13 protein-coding genes and 1 tRNA gene are annotated in these 17,344 nt (G+C 31.9%); 7 read left to right on the top strand and 7 right to left on the bottom strand.

The window, feature by feature from the left end:
• Window positions 1–20: 20 nt before the first annotated feature.
• Window positions 21–2,228, top strand: coding sequence for a B12-binding domain-containing radical SAM protein (locus ACFQ0S_RS00695; protein ID WP_379755522.1), 2,208 nt, complete (start codon window positions 21–23; stop codon window positions 2,226–2,228).
• Between the two features lie 145 nt (window positions 2,229–2,373).
• Entirely contained in the window at window positions 2,374–4,446 is a 2,073-nt protein-coding gene (locus ACFQ0S_RS00690) for an ATP-binding protein (RefSeq protein ID WP_379755525.1), read from the top strand.
• Window positions 4,447–4,466: 20 nt separating this feature from the next.
• Here ACFQ0S_RS00690 and ACFQ0S_RS00685 read toward each other — a convergent pair whose 3' ends face one another.
• Together ACFQ0S_RS00685 and ACFQ0S_RS00680 are read right to left on the bottom strand one after the other, a co-directional pair.
• The gene (locus ACFQ0S_RS00685) at window positions 4,467–5,819 is read right to left on the bottom strand and encodes an aminotransferase class III-fold pyridoxal phosphate-dependent enzyme (RefSeq protein WP_379755528.1); all 1,353 of its coding nucleotides are present in this window, start codon (window positions 5,817–5,819) and stop codon (window positions 4,467–4,469) included.
• A gap of 341 nt (window positions 5,820–6,160) precedes the next feature.
• Window positions 6,161–7,618, bottom strand: coding sequence for a CoA-acylating methylmalonate-semialdehyde dehydrogenase (locus tag ACFQ0S_RS00680; protein ID WP_379755531.1), 1,458 nt, complete (start codon window positions 7,616–7,618; stop codon window positions 6,161–6,163).
• A 210-nt stretch (window positions 7,619–7,828) separates the two neighbouring features.
• Here ACFQ0S_RS00680 and ACFQ0S_RS00675 point away from each other — a divergent pair, with 210 nt between their 5' ends.
• Together ACFQ0S_RS00675 and ACFQ0S_RS00670 are read left to right on the top strand one after the other, a co-directional pair.
• Window positions 7,829–8,314: an Lrp/AsnC family transcriptional regulator gene (locus ACFQ0S_RS00675; protein ID WP_379755534.1), complete on the top strand. Its 486-nt coding sequence runs from the start codon at window positions 7,829–7,831 to the stop codon at window positions 8,312–8,314.
• 505 nt (window positions 8,315–8,819) lie between these two features.
• Window positions 8,820–9,869 (top strand): porin, encoded by a 1,050-nt coding sequence (locus ACFQ0S_RS00670; RefSeq protein ID WP_379755537.1) that lies wholly within the window; start codon window positions 8,820–8,822, stop codon window positions 9,867–9,869.
• Window positions 9,870–9,945: 76 nt separating this feature from the next.
• Here ACFQ0S_RS00670 and ACFQ0S_RS00665 read toward each other — a convergent pair whose 3' ends face one another.
• The 4 genes from ACFQ0S_RS00665 to ACFQ0S_RS00650 form a co-directional block, all read right to left on the bottom strand.
• The gene (locus ACFQ0S_RS00665) at window positions 9,946–10,401 is read right to left on the bottom strand and encodes a hypothetical protein (protein ID WP_379755540.1); all 456 of its coding nucleotides are present in this window, start codon (window positions 10,399–10,401) and stop codon (window positions 9,946–9,948) included.
• A 210-nt stretch (window positions 10,402–10,611) separates the two neighbouring features.
• Entirely contained in the window at window positions 10,612–11,922 is a 1,311-nt protein-coding gene (gene rimO / locus ACFQ0S_RS00660; protein ID WP_379755543.1) for a 30S ribosomal protein S12 methylthiotransferase RimO, read from the bottom strand.
• A 180-nt stretch (window positions 11,923–12,102) separates the two neighbouring features.
• A complete protein-coding gene (locus ACFQ0S_RS00655; protein WP_379755546.1) occupies window positions 12,103–13,629 on the bottom strand; it encodes an OmpP1/FadL family transporter in 1,527 nt (508 codons plus the stop codon).
• A gap of 73 nt (window positions 13,630–13,702) precedes the next feature.
• On the bottom strand, window positions 13,703–14,761 hold the full coding sequence (locus ACFQ0S_RS00650) for a hypothetical protein (RefSeq protein ID WP_379755549.1): 1,059 nt from the start codon (window positions 14,759–14,761) through the stop codon (window positions 13,703–13,705).
• Window positions 14,762–14,860: 99 nt separating this feature from the next.
• Here ACFQ0S_RS00650 and proS point away from each other — a divergent pair, with 99 nt between their 5' ends.
• The 3 genes from proS to rpsT all read left to right on the top strand — a co-directional run bounded on the left by proS (window position 14,861) and on the right by rpsT (window position 16,878).
• Complete coding sequence (gene proS / locus ACFQ0S_RS00645) at window positions 14,861–16,339, top strand: proline--tRNA ligase (RefSeq protein ID WP_379755552.1); 1,479 nt, start codon at window positions 14,861–14,863, stop codon at window positions 16,337–16,339.
• Between the two features lie 79 nt (window positions 16,340–16,418).
• Window positions 16,419–16,490: transfer RNA gene (locus ACFQ0S_RS00640), tRNA-Glu, on the top strand.
• A 136-nt stretch (window positions 16,491–16,626) separates the two neighbouring features.
• The gene (rpsT, locus tag ACFQ0S_RS00635) at window positions 16,627–16,878 is read left to right on the top strand and encodes a 30S ribosomal protein S20 (RefSeq protein ID WP_151107904.1); all 252 of its coding nucleotides are present in this window, start codon (window positions 16,627–16,629) and stop codon (window positions 16,876–16,878) included.
• A 50-nt stretch (window positions 16,879–16,928) separates the two neighbouring features.
• Here the strand turns inward: rpsT and ACFQ0S_RS00630 are convergent, their stop codons facing one another.
• The gene (locus tag ACFQ0S_RS00630) at window positions 16,929–17,339 is read right to left on the bottom strand and encodes a response regulator (RefSeq protein ID WP_379755557.1); all 411 of its coding nucleotides are present in this window, start codon (window positions 17,337–17,339) and stop codon (window positions 16,929–16,931) included.
• Between the last annotated feature and the right edge of the window lie 5 nt (window positions 17,340–17,344).

Raw genomic sequence — 17,344 nt, 5'->3', positions numbered from 1 at the left:
TTTTGCTTAAAATAATTGTCTTGAAACAAAAACTCTTCTTAATAACGCCACCTTTCACCCAACTGAATACACCATATCCAGCGACGGCGTATATCAAAGGATTTCTGAATACTAAAAATATAGAGTCAGTTCAAGCCGATTTGGGAATTGAAGTAATTTTAGAATTGTTTTCGAAAAAAGGATTAGAAAACTTATTTCAATTAAAACCCAAGACCCCAAAGCTTACACCCAATACCCAAAGAATCTTTGCTTTACAAGACGAATACATTAAAACCATCGATTCTGTGATTGCCTTTCTACAAGGAAAAAATCCAACATTAGCACTGCAAATTTGTCAAGAAGATTATTTGCCCGAGGCATCTCGTTTTTCACAATTAGAAGAATTAGATTGGGCTTTTGGCACAATGGGAACCCAAGATAAAGCCAAGCATTTAGCCACTTTATACCTTGAAGATATTTCTGATTTTATCATAGAATGTGTCGATGAAAATTTTGGTTTTAGTCGTTACGCAGAACGATTGGGTAGAAGTGCCAATTCGTTCGATGAATTATACGAAGCTTTACAAAAAGAACCAACCTATATAGATGAAATTCTGATTGCGCTTTTAAAGAAAAAAATCGAGATTATTCACCCTACTTTATTCTTGATTTCAGTGCCATTTCCCGGAAATCTATATGCTGCTTTTCGATGTGCGCAATGGGTAAAGAAGCATTATCCAAATATCAAAATTGCCATGGGTGGCGGTTTTCCAAATACCGAATTACGTTCGCTTTCTGATAAAAGAGTTTTTGAGTTTTTCGATTATATTACTTTAGATGATGGAGAATTGCCAATAGAATTGCTAACCTCCCCCGACCCCTCCGAAGTGGGGGAGACTAGAACTTATAAAAGGACTTTTCTTTTGGAAAACGGAGAAGTAGTTTATAAAAATAATTCATTAAAAAAGGATTACAAACAATCTCAAGTTGGTACTCCTGATTATTCGGATTTATTACTGGATAAATACATTTCGGTAATCGAAATTGTAAATCCAATGCACCGCATGTGGAGCGACGGGCGTTGGAATAAACTTACTATGGCTCATGGTTGTTATTGGGGAAAATGTACGTTTTGTGACATTTCGTTAGATTATATCAAAATATATGAACCTGTTGCTGCTAATTTAATTGTAGACCGAATTCAAGAGCTATCCGAGAAAACGGGTCAAAACGGTTTTCATTTTGTAGATGAAGCAGCCCCGCCAGCCCTAATGCGAGAAGTAGCTTTAGAAATTTTGAGACGAAAAATTTCGGTCACTTGGTGGACCAATATTCGATTTGAGAAGAGTTTTACTAAAGATTTATGTTTGTTATTAAAAGCTTCGGGTTGTATTGCTGTTTCTGGAGGATTGGAAGTCGCTTCTGACCGATTATTAAAACTAATAGACAAAGGCGTAACCGTTGAGCAAGTCGCAAAAGTAACTCGAAATTTCACTGAAGCAGGAGTTATGGTTCATGCTTATTTGATGTATGGATATCCAACACAAACGGTTCAGGAAACTGTAGATAGCTTAGAAATGGTGAGACAATTGTTTGAAGTTGGAGTCTTGCAGTCGGGCTTTTGGCATCAATTTGCAATGACGGCACATAGCCCTGTAGGGATGTATCCAGAGCAATTTGGAGTTGTTTCAGTTTCCTCTCCTTTGGATGGGCTAGGGGATGTTTTTGCTAATAACGACATCAATTATAGTGATAAAACAGGAATTGACCACGATCAATTTAGTTTTGGATTAAAGAAATCATTATTTAATTTTATGCACGGTATTTGTTTTGATTATCCGTTGCAAGATTGGTTCGAGTTTAAAATTCCAAAAACGAAAATTCCAGAAGACTTTATTTTTAAAGCTTTACATGATGAGGTAAATTTCAATTCAAAACCAAATGCGAAAGTAGTTTGGCTAGGAGGAGAACCAACTATTGAGCATTTTGCTAAATCCAAAAAAGGAAGCTCTTGGAAAATGATGAAGTTGACTTTTCATGACAAAAAAGAAAGTTTCACTATTCAAGTAAATAAATTAGAAGGCGAATGGCTGGTTGATATGCTACAAAAAATAACTGTTAAAAATTCTAAAGTTTATTCTTTTAATGAATTAAAATTAGATTTCGAATCTAGTTTAGAAAATTTTGAAATGTTTTGGCATTCTAAACCAATTAACTCTTTGAGAAATTTTGGACTTTTAATTTTATAAAGTAGTCATTTTAAGAATATATTTCGCATACAAAATCTTAATTAATTGAAAAATATCTATATTTATAGCATATTTTATTACGAATTCTACCCAAGATTTTATGAGTAAACTGTTTAACCTTAAAATATATTCGAAATTATTATTTTTGATTATAACAACGAGCTTTCTTTTCTTTTTGCTTTACATTTTTATTTACGTTTATACCATACAACAAGAAAAAGAAGTATATAAGACCACAAATGCACTATTCAGTGACGAAGTATCTAATCTATTCGAATTAAATTCGAAAACACATTTAGCAACTTTAACTGATGTAACATTTTGGGATGGTTTGTATGATTTCGCAAAAACAAAAGACATAAGTTGGTATAATCGGTTTGTTTTAGGAGAATTTGAATCGTATGATGTAGAATATATTGGAGTTTATAATATAAACAATGAGTTTGTCGTTAAGACTTCGACCTCAGAAATTAAAACTGAAAATTTCATTCCAAAACAAGTTTTAAAGAATCTCTATTCTAAAAAAGTATCGCGTTTTTTTATGAAAATTCCTGAAGGAGTAGCTGAGGTCTTTGCGGCTACAATTCATCCCTCAGATGATCCTAAAAAAGATAAACACAAACCATCAGGCTATTTTATTATGGCTAGACTTTTAGATAAAAACTATTTTAATAATTTTCAAAGAATAAGTAGTTCTCAAGTAAGTTTAGTTTTCAACAATAGAGACACAATTTCTGATGAGGATAACGTAACTAAAGTTTTAGTATTAAAAGATTGGAGCAATAAAGCAGTTTCTGAAATAGTTTTTAAAAGACCATTTAATTTAGATTTTAGAAGTACAAAAAAAATACTTTCTATTATTATACTTGCATTTATTTTAAATATTATAGTATATCTGTATTATTCTAGAAAATGGATGTATGGTCCTTTAAAAACGATTACAAGTATTTTAGAAACAGGAAATGAGGATGCAATAAAAGTTTTAAAGAAATCGCCTGGTGAATTTGGTTATATAGGTAATCTCTTTGAAGAAAATAGCAATCAACGAAAACAATTGGTGATTGCAAAACAAAAAGCTGAGGAAAGTGACAAATTAAAATCGTCATTTTTGGCTAACGTTTCTCATGAAATTAGAACTCCAATGAATGCTATTGTTGGTTTTAGCGATTTATTAAATGATACTAGTTTAAGTAAAAAAGATAAATCAGAGTATTTACAAATTATCAGGAATAGTGGAAGTAATTTAGTTTCAATAATAGAAGATTTACTTGAAATGTCTAAGATTGATGCCAACCAAATTTCAGCTAAGTTAGTTAGTTTTGATTTAAATAAATGCATTCATGATTTATACGATACTATAAAAGTAACCATTCCTGTCGAGAAGAAAATTGATTTTTATGTAATAGATAACCCAAATCCCATAATCAAAAATATACTTTCTGATGAAGTAAAACTAAAACAAATTATTACTAATTTAATTACTAATGCAATTAAATATACTAATAATGGGAAAGTAAGTTTTGGTTATGAAGTTCATGAAAATGACAAAACTATAGTGTTTACAGTAAAAGATTCTGGAGTAGGGATTGATAAGAAAAATATTGACATTATTTTTGATCGTTTCAGAAGAATTGAAGACGATTTTTCTGTTGAATTAAGTGGTCTTGGACTTGGTTTATCTATTTGTAAAGCATATGTAGAAATGCTTGGGGGTACAATTCAAGTAGAATCTGCAATAGGAGAAGGTTCTACTTTTGTATTCACAGTACCATTGCAATATGATAAAAGTAACTTGCAAAAGAAACCTGAAGAGATAGCAAATGATATAGAATCAAATAGTGACAGAGTAATATTGATTGCCGAGGATGATAATATTAATTTTTTACTCCTTAAAAAGATTCTGGAGTTAAAAAATTACACTACAATTAGAGCCGTAAATGGACAAGAAGCAGTAACTATCTGTTCTACAAACCCAGCAATTGATGTGGTGTTTATGGATATTAAAATGCCAGTGATGGATGGATATGCTGCATTTGAAAAAATAAAAGTTTTTTTGCCTAATTTACCTGTAATTGCGCAGACTGCACATTCATCAACAGAAGATAAAGAAAGGGTTTTACAGGCCGGTTTTACAGGCTATGTTACTAAACCTTTAGATAAAGAAAAGATTTTTGAATTGTTGGACGAATTGTTTCGGAAAAAAGAGGATGAATTTTAAATGCCATCCTCTTTAAGTTTTTAATAAACCAAATGTTCATCAGCTATACTTAATGCTTCTGAAATAATAGCCAATCCTTCGTCAATTTGTTCTTCATTTATAATTAAAGGCGGAGCAATAAAAATATAACCCCAACGAACAAAAGTATAAAGACCTAATTCTCTTAGCTTAGCTCCAATAATATTCGTTATTTTCAAATCATCACCAGTGGCATTATAAGGAGCAATCAATTCTCCAGTAGTTTTATTTTTTAAAACATCTAAACATCCTAAAAGCCCAGTATTTCTAAAAGCGCCCATACTTGGATGTTTACTTCTCATTTCTTCAATTTTCGATTCTAAATAAGCACTCATTTTCTTGGTGTTCTCTAGTAAATTATCACTTTCATAAATGTTTATTACTGCCAGTGCTGCTGCCATTGCAACGGGATGTGCATTATAGGTAAGACCAATCATCATTGGCGTATTGTCAAATTTCTCAGCAATTTTATCTGAAACCATCAAACATCCTAAAGGTAAGTAGGAAGAAGTGAGTCCTTTTGCCATACAAACCATATCTGGAATAATGCCGTGATTTTCAAAACCAAACCATTTGCCAGTTCTACAAAATCCACTCATTACTTCATCGGCAATAAATAAAATACCGTATTTTTCACAAAGTGCTTTCACTCCTTTTAAGTATCCTTTAGGGTAATGCAAACAACCAGAAGAACCACTTTCGCCTTCAAAAATGAAAGCAGCAATATTGGTTTTACCTTCAAAATGAATTACTCTTTCAACATATTCTAAACTTAAATTTAATTTAGTTTCATCATCAAGATTTTTCATTCCAAAAAAATAGTACGGATCGTCTAAAAGTACTGCATTTGTCATTTGTTGCGAATCGTTTGCTAGTTTTCTAGGATCGCCACCTACAGACATTCCACCTATAGAACCACCGTGAAAGGCTCTATATCTTCCAATAATTTTGTGTCTTCCAGAATATAATCGTGCAAGTTTTATCGCATTGTCTACAGATGAAGTTCCGCACAAAGTAAAGAAAGCTTTGTTTAAATCACCTGGACATATTTCGGCTAGTTTTTTTGCTAATTTGGCTCTGATTTCAGTAGTACAAGTAGGAGTTACAAAACTTACTTTTTGCATTTGATCTACAACAGCTGCGGTAACTCGTTGATCACCGTGACCAATATTCACTGATATTAATCCTGAAGAAAAGTCAATTATCTTATTCCCATCATAATCATATAAATAAACGCCTTCTGCTCTTTCTATAGCTATTGGATTAAGACTTGCTTGAGCAGACCATGAAAATAAACTAAATTGTTTACTATCATTTACTATTTGTTCTTTGTTTGAAATCAAGGTATCTATCATAATATTTTTAATTTATTTTAATAATTTCTTGCGGTGTTAATATTCATCTCTTATGAATCTCATTTATTTTGTTATCCATGATCGAAGATGCTATTATTTAGCTGTTCTTAATCGAATTAAATTAGAATCGAATTCAATGATTTTAAGATTTAATTGCTTACCAAAACTTTTAATTCTTAACGTGGCATTGACTTACATATTATTTAAAATTAAGGAAGAAAAAGTAGTGTAAATTAATGCGGAAGCCCACTGCTTTATTTCCTTCATCAAGAGCTAAAAAAAGGACAGCCTCATTATTCTCTATTCTTTCTTTTAAATATGATTTATGTTTTTCTTATTTTTTAACTCATCCAATTTACTCCAGCTTCCGGATTCCATTTGGTAGTCGTTTTCTTTTCTTTTGTAAAGAAAATTATGGAGCTTTTACCTGTAATATCGCCTGAGCCAAATCGTGATTCATTCCATCCTCCAAAACCAAAAGGCTCTCTAGGAACTGGAACTCCAATGTTTACGCCACACATTCCAGCAGAAGCATTCTCAGTAATATAATTCGCTAATCCTCCACTTTGAGTAAATACGGAACAGGCATTTCCGTATGGATTTGCATTTTCAATAGCTAAGGCTTCATCAATAGTTTTTACTCGAACTATAGTTAAAACCGGGCCGAAAATTTCTTCTCTAGCAACTCTCATGTCAGCCGTTGCGTGGTCTATAATAGTTGGTCCAACATAAAAACCATTTTCTTTACCTGGAACTATTGTATTTCGTCCGTCTAAAATAATTTTAGCACCTTGCTGTTCAGCTTCAGTAATATAACTTTCAATTCTTTCTTTTGAGGCTTGTGTAATAACAGCTCCTAAAGTTGTTCCACACTGAATTTTTAATGCGTCTCCAACCAATTTATCTAAAATAGCATCACAATTACCAACAGCGATTAGTGTTGCAGCTGCCATGCATCTTTGTCCTGCACAACCACTCATTGAGGCAACTATATTAGAAGATGCCATGTCAGGATGTGCATCTGGTAATAAAACAATATGATTTTTTGCACCACCCAGAGCAAGTACTTGCTTTAAATTCTTGCTGGCTCTTTGGTATACTGTTTTTGCTACTTTAGTCGATCCAACAAAAGTAACCGCTTTAATATCTGGATGGTCACATATATTTTCTACAGTAGATTGAGTGCCGTTAATTATATTAAATAGTCCGTCCGGTAATCCAGCCTCTTTAAGCAATTTAGCAATATATTGACTACTGATAGGAACTAATTCTGAAGGCTTTAAAATCATTGCGTTTCCAAGCGCGATTGCATTGACTAGAGTCCAGTGTGGTACCATACTCGGAAAATTAAAAGGAGCAATAGACGCAACTACTCCAAGAGGATGCCTTGTTGAGGAACAGTAAACACCCTTACTCACTTCCATATTCTCACCATTTACAAATTGAGGAAGCGAACAAGCAAACTCGGTAAGTTCAATAGCTTTGTCAATTTCGGCTTTAGCTTCACTATGTATTTTACCGTTTTCTTGGTATATAATTTCGGTAAGTTCTACGCTATTTTTTTCTAATAATTGTCGGTATCTGTATAAAACCTGAACTCTTTCTTTTAGAGTTACTTTTTGCCAAGATTTTTGGGCTTTTTGAGCAGCAATTACAATTTCATTCAAGTCATCCATAGAAGATTCTTTGAAATTTGATAATTCTCCACCATCTAAAGGTGAAATGACAGAATGAGTTTTTGTAGTACTTCCTGATTTAAAAGCTCCGTTAATAAAGTTTTGTACTTCGTTATATTTCATGATAAATAATTTTAAAATTCAAATATACAATATATTGCAAAATTAAAACAACTTATTAGTAATAATATTAAAAAAATGAATAAATTTACAAATAATATGGTATTTTTAAATTTATTTACAAAAAAAGGCATTAAATAATTTAACTCTAAAATTAAAACAATATAAAAGTAATTGTTTTATTTATTATTTTTATGGCAAACAACAAACAATATGAGTGTTCTTAACGACGATTTAGATTATCAAATCTTAAAACTATTACAAAAAGACGGAAGAATGTCTTTTACCGAAATTTCTAAAGAAATAAATGTAGCTGTAAGTACAATAAGGCATCGATACATTAATTTGATAGAAGATGGGACAATAAAAATTATAGGTAGAGTAGACCCTAATAAAATTGGTTTTAATGCTTATGCCAGTATTTTAATTTCAGTAAAGCCAAAAACGTATTTGAGTACTATTTTTGAGGAACTAACCAAGTTGCCTGAAATTAGTTTTCTTGCATTAGTATCTGGTGGTTTTGATATTGAAGCTGATGTTATGTGCAGGGATATGGAACATCTTAATGCTCTATTGGCAGATAAAATACATGTTCTAGAAGGTGTTTTTGATACCAAAACCAATATGTACATGAAAATTTATAAAGTAGCACAACCTGATTTAGAATTAGCTAGAATGTCGAATTTGCCTAAGGAATAGCTTCTTATTTATTAATAATTAAAAATGCGATAATTCATTTGAGTTGTCGCATTTTTTTTTTACAATTTCGTGTTTTATTACTACTGTAAAATGTTGTATTGACAACAGATACAAATTTTTCTTAATTTTTAAAGCTAGGATTTCTTACGAATACTAAAACTCCATATTAATATAACTGTTAGTTTGCTTCGAAATTTAAATAACTGAGAAAAATACTGTAAAAGTTATTTAGTATATCTTCATAATTATTGTTTGCCTATCTCTAAAAATAAATAAAAATCACAAAATATTTATTTATTCACGTTGTCATATTGTTATTTTTTATTTTTTTAAATACTTATACCCTATTTTTTATAGGGTATATTTTAAAAATTAATAAAAATAACTAAAAATACCCCCTAAAAATGATATGTTATTATAAAAATATTTATGTTTGTCATGTGATTAACAGTTTTTAACGCTGTTTTCACATTAACAAAAAAAACATTAACTAAAACAATTAAAAATGAAAAAAGTATTACTTATTTTAGCTTTAGCGCTAACGACAAGCATGACATTTGCACAGGATACACCGTTAGAAATTTCTGGTTCTGGTGATTTGTATTACAAGTATGACTTATCTAAAAATGCAAACATTGGTACAAGTTTTGCAACAGATCAAAACTCAGCTTCTTTAGGAATGGTTGCAATTGCTTTAAAGAAAAAAACAGGAAAAACATCATTTGTAAGTGAGGTTTCTTTTGGGCCTAGAGGTGCAGGTCAATCTATACCAGATGTAGGTGGACAATCTTTCCACATTCAAAACTTATATGCTTCTTATGCGGCTACTGAAAAATTGACTTTGACTGCTGGTTATATGGCTACTTTTGTTGGGTATGAAGTAATTTCTCCTTTAGGGAACTTAAATTATTCTACTTCTTATTTGTTTACTAACGGACCATTCCAAAACGCTGGGGTTAAAGCTAACTATGCTTTTTCTAGTAAAGTTGGTTTAATGGTAGGTGCATTTAATGACCAATGGAATGTATATAAAGCTAATCCCGCTTTTGGATTAAATGCTTTTGGTGCTCAATTGTCATTAGCTCCAGTTGAGGGGTTAACGGCTTATATCAACTTCTTAGACGGATCTGCATCTGGAACTATTATTGATTTGACAGCAGCATACCAAATTACAGAAAAATTCAAATTAGGGGTAAACGCAGCTGATTATTCAGGAACAGCAGATGATACTGGATACAATGGTTTTGCTGTATATCCATCATATGCTTTTTCAAAAACTTTTGGTTTAGCTTTACGTGCTGAGAATTTTACAGCTAAAAAGAACTCTGTATATAGTGCTAATGGTTTTTCTACTGGAGTAACAGGAGATGAATCAGTAACTGCTTTAACATTATCTGCTAACTTGAAATCAGGAAACTTAACATTTATTCCTGAATTTAGAATGGACAGTGGTTCTAAAGAAATGTTTTCTGATTCTGATTTTATTACAACAGGTAATACCATGGCTACAAAATCTGCTTCACAAGTTTCTTTAGCAGTAGTTTACGGTTTCTAATTGAAATAAACTCACAAAAAAAAAGTTCCAAATCATAACGATTTGGAACTTTTTTTATTCAAAAATTTATAGATTTTTATTTTCCAGAAAAGGCTTCAAACCTTTTTTTTCTTTCTTTAATCAGTTCAGTATACTTTACTTTCTGATTTTTATACAATAAATACATTATTTTTATATCAGTTGCATCTGCCTCAGCTTGCATTTCTTTCATCTTGTCCTCTTGTGGCATTTCCTTTTTTCTTAAAACCTCACTTTTCTTAACGCTTTCGGTCATTATGTTTGAAATAGCAATTTCCTGAAGTTCGTCTAACGTTAATTCTTTTTTTAGGTTTTCCATTATTTTCCCAACAGTAACTGCAACTGGAACCTCTTTTGGAGCTGATTGATTATTTTGATTTGGCATCCCCATTCCGTTATTCATTTGGTTCATTCTGTTTGGGTTGCCCATACCATTATTACCAAATTGTGCAGAAACAGTATTTACAGCTAATACTATACAGCCAAAAGTTACTATTTTTTGAATTGTTTTCATATTTAAAATTTGAATTGATTATTATTGAGTTTATTTTTAACACATAGAAACATAGATTTTGTTAGTTAAAAAAAGACACTTCTCTTTATTTTAAGTATAGCATAGCTAAGTAAAAAAATGACATTTTCTTAAAAATTTCTATTTTTCTATGAATCTATGTGTTTCAAAAAAATGTCAGTAAAACTGAGGTTTATGAATTTACTAAATGTCCTACGAAATTAATATAGGCTCTCCATATAAGTCGAACTCGGTAGCTTCAATAATTTTTATCAATACAAATTCACCCGTTTTTACATAATGTTTCGAAGCATCTACCAAAACTTCATTGTCAACATCTGGGCTATCAAATTCGGTACGTCCTACAAAATGACTACCTTCTTTTCTATCAATAATACATTTAAAAGTTTGGCCCACTTTTTCCTGATTCAAATCCCATGAAATTTGCGATTGTAATTCCATAATCTCATTAGCACGAGCTTGTTTTATTGCATCAGGAACATCGTCTTCTAATAAAAAAGCATGTGTATTTTCTTCGTGAGAATAGGCAAAGCAACCCATTCTGTCAAATTTCATTTCTTGAACAAAGTCTTTTAGAATATTAAAATCTTCCTCAGTTTCACCCGGATATCCTACAATTAAAGTGGTACGAATGGCCATTCCCGGAACTGCTTCTCGGAAATCTTTTAATAGTTTAGTAGTTTTGGCTTGCGTAGTTCCTCGACGCATCGATTTTAAAATAGAATCGGATATGTGCTGTAACGGAATATCAATATAATTACAAATTTTAGGCTCACGTTTCATGATTTCTAAAACATCCATTGGAAAGCCAGTAGGGAAGGCGTAGTGTAAACGAATCCATTCGATACCTTCTACTTTTACCAACGCTTCGAGTAGTTCGCCTAGATTTCTTTTTTTATAAAGATCTAAACCATAATAGGTCAAATCTTGCGCAATCAAAATCAATTCTTTTACTCCGTTTTTAGCCAAGCCTTCAGCTTCTTTAACTAATTTTTCAATAGATTGTGATACGTTTTTCCCCCGCATTAACGGAATGGCACAAAAACTACAAGGTCTGTCGCAACCTTCAGAAATTTTTAAATATGCATAATTTTTAGGTGTAGTAGTTAATCGTTCGCCTAACAATTCGTGCTTGTAATCGGCACCCAATGCTTTTAAAAGTTGAGGTAACTCAGTTGTGCCAAAATACTGGTCTACATTCGGGATTTCTTTTTCTAGATCGGGTCTGTATCTTTCAGATAAGCATCCGGTTACAAAAACTTTGTCGACTATACCACGTTCTTTTTTATCAGCATATTCTAAAATCATATTTACTGATTCTGCTTTTGCATTATCAATAAATCCGCAGGTATTAATGACTACAATATTGCCTTCTTCTTCGTGTACTACATCTTTTCCACTGGCACGCAATTGTCCCATTAATACTTCGCTGTCGTATACATTTTTAGAACATCCTAATGTAATAACGTTGATTTTATTTTTCTTTAACGATTTGGTTCTCATAGACTTAAAAATTGGAGTGCAAAATTACGCATTTTATCATTAGAAGTACTAGGATTTGGGAATAATTATGAAGCTATTTCCGTATCTTCCCTAATAATTACTAAAGCTATTTTTCATTTGAAGCCAAAAAAAAAAGACCATTACAATTAGTAATGATCTTTTCTTAGCATTCAATTGTTTTTATAATTCAAACAAAAGTGTCATTACAATGTTGTTGTTTTTTGTTCTAAAATTTGCTCCATCGGTAAAACCTTGTGAGAAGAATGATTCTTGAGCATTTCTTTGTGCATGAGAGTAGGCCAAATCGAGTTTAGTATTTCCGAAATTGTATCCTAAACCGCTAGAAAATCCAGTTAAATCTCCAATAGTAGTGCCGTTTTTATAAGGACTTTTTTCGTTTCTAAAACCGCCTCTTAAACTCCATTGTTTGATTCGGTATTCGGCTCCAATTCTAAGTTCACTTGCTACATCTAAAGTATTTCCTAAAATTTGGTTTGCAACTTGAAATTCGTTTTTAGGAGTAAAAATAGTATTGCTATAATCTCTTCGGGTATAATCTAAACTGATTAATCCTTTTTTACCAAAAACATAGGCTAAACTTCCTGTCCATTTGCCAGGGGCTCTTAAGCTGTAAGGTTGGTAAGCAATTATTATATTAGAATCAGGTGTTGTAGAGGATAAATTTGGATTCGGCGGATTTCCATAATTAAAACCTGTAGAAGTTAGGGTTTGTTGTAACTCGTCAAATAAGCGATACCATGTAGGCGATTGATAGGCTAATCCTGCTCTAAATTCGTTAGTAATTTTTGCTATTGCACCTAAGTTAAATGAGAAACCCGAACCGTACGTGTATAATTCATTGTCAAAACGTAAACTGCTAACTCCAGTATTTGTGCTATTAGAATTGTTTTCATAAAAACGACTTGATTGTCTCAAATCTGTAAAATGTGAATTTAAATTCAAACCTAAATACAATTTGTCTTTATATTGAGTGGCAAAATTAAAGTTTAATTTCCCATTATATCCAGAAGACTCAACAAAATTTCTTTGATTGTATGTGCCAGAAGGAACATTAGAACTATATGTGTCATTGTTAATATTGGAAGGATTATCAGGATTAATGATATATGCATTATATCCTAAAAAAGCTTGTTGGTCTATATAACTTAGATCTTCGTAATTAGAATTTTCTAAAACGCTTAACGGTATTCCTCTTTGCCCAATACTAGGGTTTGGGTTTGCAAAGCTTAAAAAATATTTATCGATTGAATTATTTGGGTTTCTACCTGCCGAAAATAAAGAATTGTTAAAATTATTTACATTTTCGTAATTAATAGAAAGGGCTAATTTCTTCCAATTATTTTTTGGGTTGTAATCATTAAAAACAAATACTACACCTGCCTGGTTTAAGACGAAATTAGAATTACTGGTGTTTGTTAAAGTTTCAAAATAATTAGAATTATTTTTAATATTAAAATTACTAAAGGTAAAACCCAATTGATTGTTAGAAAAAACCGCTGATCCTGCAGGGTTTACATTTATTGCAGAAAAATCTCCTCCTAGCGCTCCAAATGCACCGCTCATAGCCTGAAATCGAGCTGTTCCGTTTAAATTGTCTTTAGAATAACGCAATGCATCTGCAATACCTTGAGAAAAAATAACAGTATTAGTAAATACCATTAAAATAAGTACAATTACTTTTTTCATAAATTATATTTTTCTGATAGTTAATCGATTTAAACAATTGTTAAACCTATATGGTACTTTTTATTTGTGTTTTTTATCTTCTTCCGCCACCAGAGGATCTTCCGCCTCCGCCTCCATAACTTCCACCACCGCTAGAAGATCTTCCGCCACCTCCACCGCCATAACTACCTCCGCCACTGCCACTACTTGATCTTCCTGAAGAACTTGGAGTATAAGTACGGGTAGGTGTGCTGTTTTGATTACTTGGATTGTTGTATGTTCTTGTAGTATTATTTTCAGTTCTAGTAGGAGCAGAATTAGTATTGTTTCTTTGTGGATTAGTATTCTCGTTTGGCGTATAGATGTTGTTTCTTGTATTTGAAGTATTATTTCTTGTCGAATTTGAATTGTTTACTCCTCTATTATTAAAATTAGGAGTAGACGATCTATTAATGGAACTTCTATTTGTATCATTTGAATTACGATTTCTACCGCTATTATAATTATACGTTCCGTTTGAACTCCTGTTTGTTACATCTCTTCTGCCATTTGCAGGATAATAATGGGTATTGTTCCATCCGTTTCCGTACCAATTATTCCATCCATTATTCCAACCCCATCCACCGTTCCAACCAAAACCATTATTCCAGCCCCAACCACCGTTCCAACCAAATCCGTTATTCCAGCCCCAACCGCCGTTCCAGCCCCAACCACCATTCCAGCCAAATCCCATGCCCCAATTACCTCCAAACCAAGGATCCCATCCCCAGCCTAAACCCCAATTGGAAGTGTAAATGTTTATATTAGGATTGCTCACATTGCTTCCCCAGCCACCAAAGCTGTTTATGTTTTGGTTCTCGTTTTGTTGAGAATTTGAAATGTTTGAGTTGTAATTTTCAACATCAGTAATAATTTCAGGCTGACTATTGTCATTTTGTAACGAATTAAAATAATTCTGATACTCATTATTTTGAGAACTATTTTGTGCTACTTGTGTATCATTGTATCTTGGTTTTTCTGAGTTGCCATAGATACCATCACTATCATAATAGGAAGTGTTTTGATAAGAACCACAAGAAACCAATACTATACTAAAGAATCCAAATAATAAGTATATGGAAATTTTTTGGGTAGAAAAATAATTAGTTTTCATAACAATGGGTTTTTTATTGTTGGACATTACAAAATTAGTTAGTTTTGCCAAACTATTTAGTTAAAATAAGTTAAACAATATTTGTGCCAAATTATTTATATGAGTAAGAACCTTACTACACGATCAGAAGATTATTCGAAATGGTATAACGAACTAGTTGTAAAAGCAGATCTTGCTGAAAACTCTGGTGTAAGAGGCTGTATGGTTATTAAACCCTACGGTTATGCTATTTGGGAAAAAATGCAAGCCGAATTAGACCGGATGTTTAAAGAAACAGGGCATAGTAATGCCTATTTTCCATTGTTTGTTCCTAAAAGTATGTTTGAAGCCGAAGAAAAGAATGCTGAAGGATTTGCAAAAGAATGTGCAATTGTTACCCATTACAGATTAAAAAACGATCCTGATAAACCAGGAAAATTAATGGTCGATCCAAATGCAAAATTAGAAGAAGAACTTATTGTTCGTCCTACTAGTGAGGCTATTATTTGGTCTACTTATAAAGGATGGGTCCAATCGTATAGAGATTTACCTTTACTAATAAATCAATGGGCAAATGTAGTGCGTTGGGAAATGAGAACCCGTTTGTTTTTGCGAACTGCAGAATTTTTATGGCAAGAAGGTCATACAGCTCATGCTACTAAAGCCGAGGCAATAGAAGAGTCTGAAAAAATGATGCAAGTATATGCTGATTTTGTCGAAAACTTCATGGCAATTCCAGTGATAAAAGGGTTAAAAACTGAAACCGAACGATTTGCAGGTGCAGAAGAAACCTATTGCATAGAAGCGTTAATGCAAGACGGAAAAGCATTGCAAGCAGGAACCTCACATTTTTTAGGGCAGAATTTTGCAAAAGCATTTGATGTAAAATTTGCCAATGCTGAAGGAAAACAAGAATATGTTTGGGGAACCTCTTGGGGAGTTTCGACTCGTTTGATGGGAGCTTTGGTTATGACTCATTCAGATGATAAAGGTCTGGTTTTACCTCCTAATTTAGCGCCAATTCAAGTGGTTATTGTACCCATTTTTAAAACAGATGAAGAATTAGAAATCATTACAACTGTTGTAAATGAATTAGTTTTAGCATTTAAAAAGCTTAAAATAGCGGTAAAGTTTGATAATAGAACGACCCAAAAACCAGGTTTTAAATTTGCCGAATGGGAATTGAAAGGGGTTCCAGTTCGTATTGCCGTTGGTCCAAAAGATTTAGAAAATGGAACTTTTGAAGTGGCAAGAAGAGATACATTATCTAAAGAAATTATTTCAAAAGAAAATATTGTTACCTATATTTATGATTTATTAAATCAAATTCAGAAAGATTTGTTCGACAAAGCATTAGATTATAGAGAGAATCATATTACAGAAGTGAATTCTTTTGAAGAGTTTAAAGAGGTTTTAGAAAATAAAGGAGGTTTTGTTGCTGCGCATTGGGACGGGACAGCAAAAACAGAAGAGAAAATAAAGGAATTAACGAAGGCTACAATTAGATGTATCCCTTTAAATAGAGTAGAAGAGACGGGTAAATGTGTTTTTACTCAAGCCGAATCTTCTGGTAGAGTGCTGTTTGCGAAAGCCTACTAAAAAAAAAATAAAAAAAATTACATCTACTATTGTACGATTAGAAAATAGTTGTATTTTTGCATCCGCATTAGAGAAGTATGGCCCGTTCGTCTATCGGTTAGGACGCCAGGTTTTCATCCTGGTAAGAGGGGTTCGATTCCCCTACGGGCTACAAAATTTCATTTTTTTGAAACTAAATAACTAGAAGAATAATGGTTCGTTCTTCTAAATTAGAATAAAATTTTATTCTACATTAAATGAGTTTATTCTCATTAAGAACTAAAAAATAATTAAGAAAAAAGAATAAAATGGCAAATCATAAGTCGGCATTAAAGAGAATTAGAAGTAACGAGAAAAGAAGAGTATTAAATCGTTATCAGCATAAAACTACTCGTAATGCAATTAAAGCGTTAAGGTTAGCTACTGATAAATCAGATGCCTCAAGTAAATTGTCAAGTGTAATTTCTATGATTGATAAATTAGCTAAGAAAAATATCATTCATGATAATAAAGCTTCTAATTTAAAGTCTAAATTAACTAAGCATGTAGCTAAATTGTAATTTTTACAATTTCAAGATAATAAAAACTCTCCTTTTTGGAGAGTTTTTTTTTATATCAATGATTTTAAATTTTCTAAAACCTCTTTAGTAATTGGTTTAGAAATAAAATCAATAACCATAGGATAGGTTTTAGATTTATTAATGTCTTCTGGGTCTATGGTTGATGAAAGAACAATAACTTTAGTATCTTTAAAAAACGAAGTATATTCCTCATTATAAAAGTGATCTAGAAAATCCCATCCATCCATAACAGGCATGTTCAAGTCAAGAAAAACAAGTGTTGCATATTTGTTTATTTTTTCACCTAAATTATTAAGCTTTAAATTGTCAAAATAATTTAAGGCTTCTTCTCCGTTTTGAGCGGTAATTATTTCTTTAGAAAATGAAGCTTTCGAAATCACCATTTTGCAAAGCATTAAAGTAATTGGATCATCATCTACACATAAAATCAAATCGTGCATTTTTA

The organism is Flavobacterium myungsuense (assembly GCF_042677265.1).
Taxonomy (GTDB): Bacteria; Bacteroidota; Bacteroidia; order Flavobacteriales; family Flavobacteriaceae; genus Flavobacterium; species Flavobacterium myungsuense.
The sequence above is the reverse complement of the archived record's forward strand: the minus strand, read 5'-3'. Positions and strand labels throughout refer to the sequence as shown.

Bases quoted from the DNA above. Each gene is read 5' to 3' on its own strand.
- ACFQ0S_RS00685 (WP_379755528.1), bottom strand. From the start codon at position 5,819: ATGATAGATACCTTGATTTCAAACAAAGAACAAATAGTAAATGATAGT.
- ACFQ0S_RS00680 (WP_379755531.1), bottom strand. From the start codon at position 7,618: ATGAAATATAACGAAGTACAAAACTTTATTAACGGAGCTTTTAAATCA.
- ACFQ0S_RS00675 (WP_379755534.1), top strand. From the start codon at position 7,829: ATGAGTGTTCTTAACGACGATTTAGATTATCAAATCTTAAAACTATTA.
- ACFQ0S_RS00670 (WP_379755537.1), top strand. From the start codon at position 8,820: ATGAAAAAAGTATTACTTATTTTAGCTTTAGCGCTAACGACAAGCATG.
- ACFQ0S_RS00665 (WP_379755540.1), bottom strand. From the start codon at position 10,401: ATGAAAACAATTCAAAAAATAGTAACTTTTGGCTGTATAGTATTAGCT.
- rimO (WP_379755543.1), bottom strand. From the start codon at position 11,922: ATGAGAACCAAATCGTTAAAGAAAAATAAAATCAACGTTATTACATTA.
- ACFQ0S_RS00655 (WP_379755546.1), bottom strand. From the start codon at position 13,629: ATGAAAAAAGTAATTGTACTTATTTTAATGGTATTTACTAATACTGTT.
- ACFQ0S_RS00650 (WP_379755549.1), bottom strand. From the start codon at position 14,761: ATGAAAACTAATTATTTTTCTACCCAAAAAATTTCCATATACTTATTA.
- proS (WP_379755552.1), top strand. From the start codon at position 14,861: ATGAGTAAGAACCTTACTACACGATCAGAAGATTATTCGAAATGGTAT.
- rpsT (WP_151107904.1), top strand. From the start codon at position 16,627: ATGGCAAATCATAAGTCGGCATTAAAGAGAATTAGAAGTAACGAGAAA.
- ACFQ0S_RS00630 (WP_379755557.1), bottom strand. From the start codon at position 17,339: ATGCACGATTTGATTTTATGTGTAGATGATGATCCAATTACTTTAATG.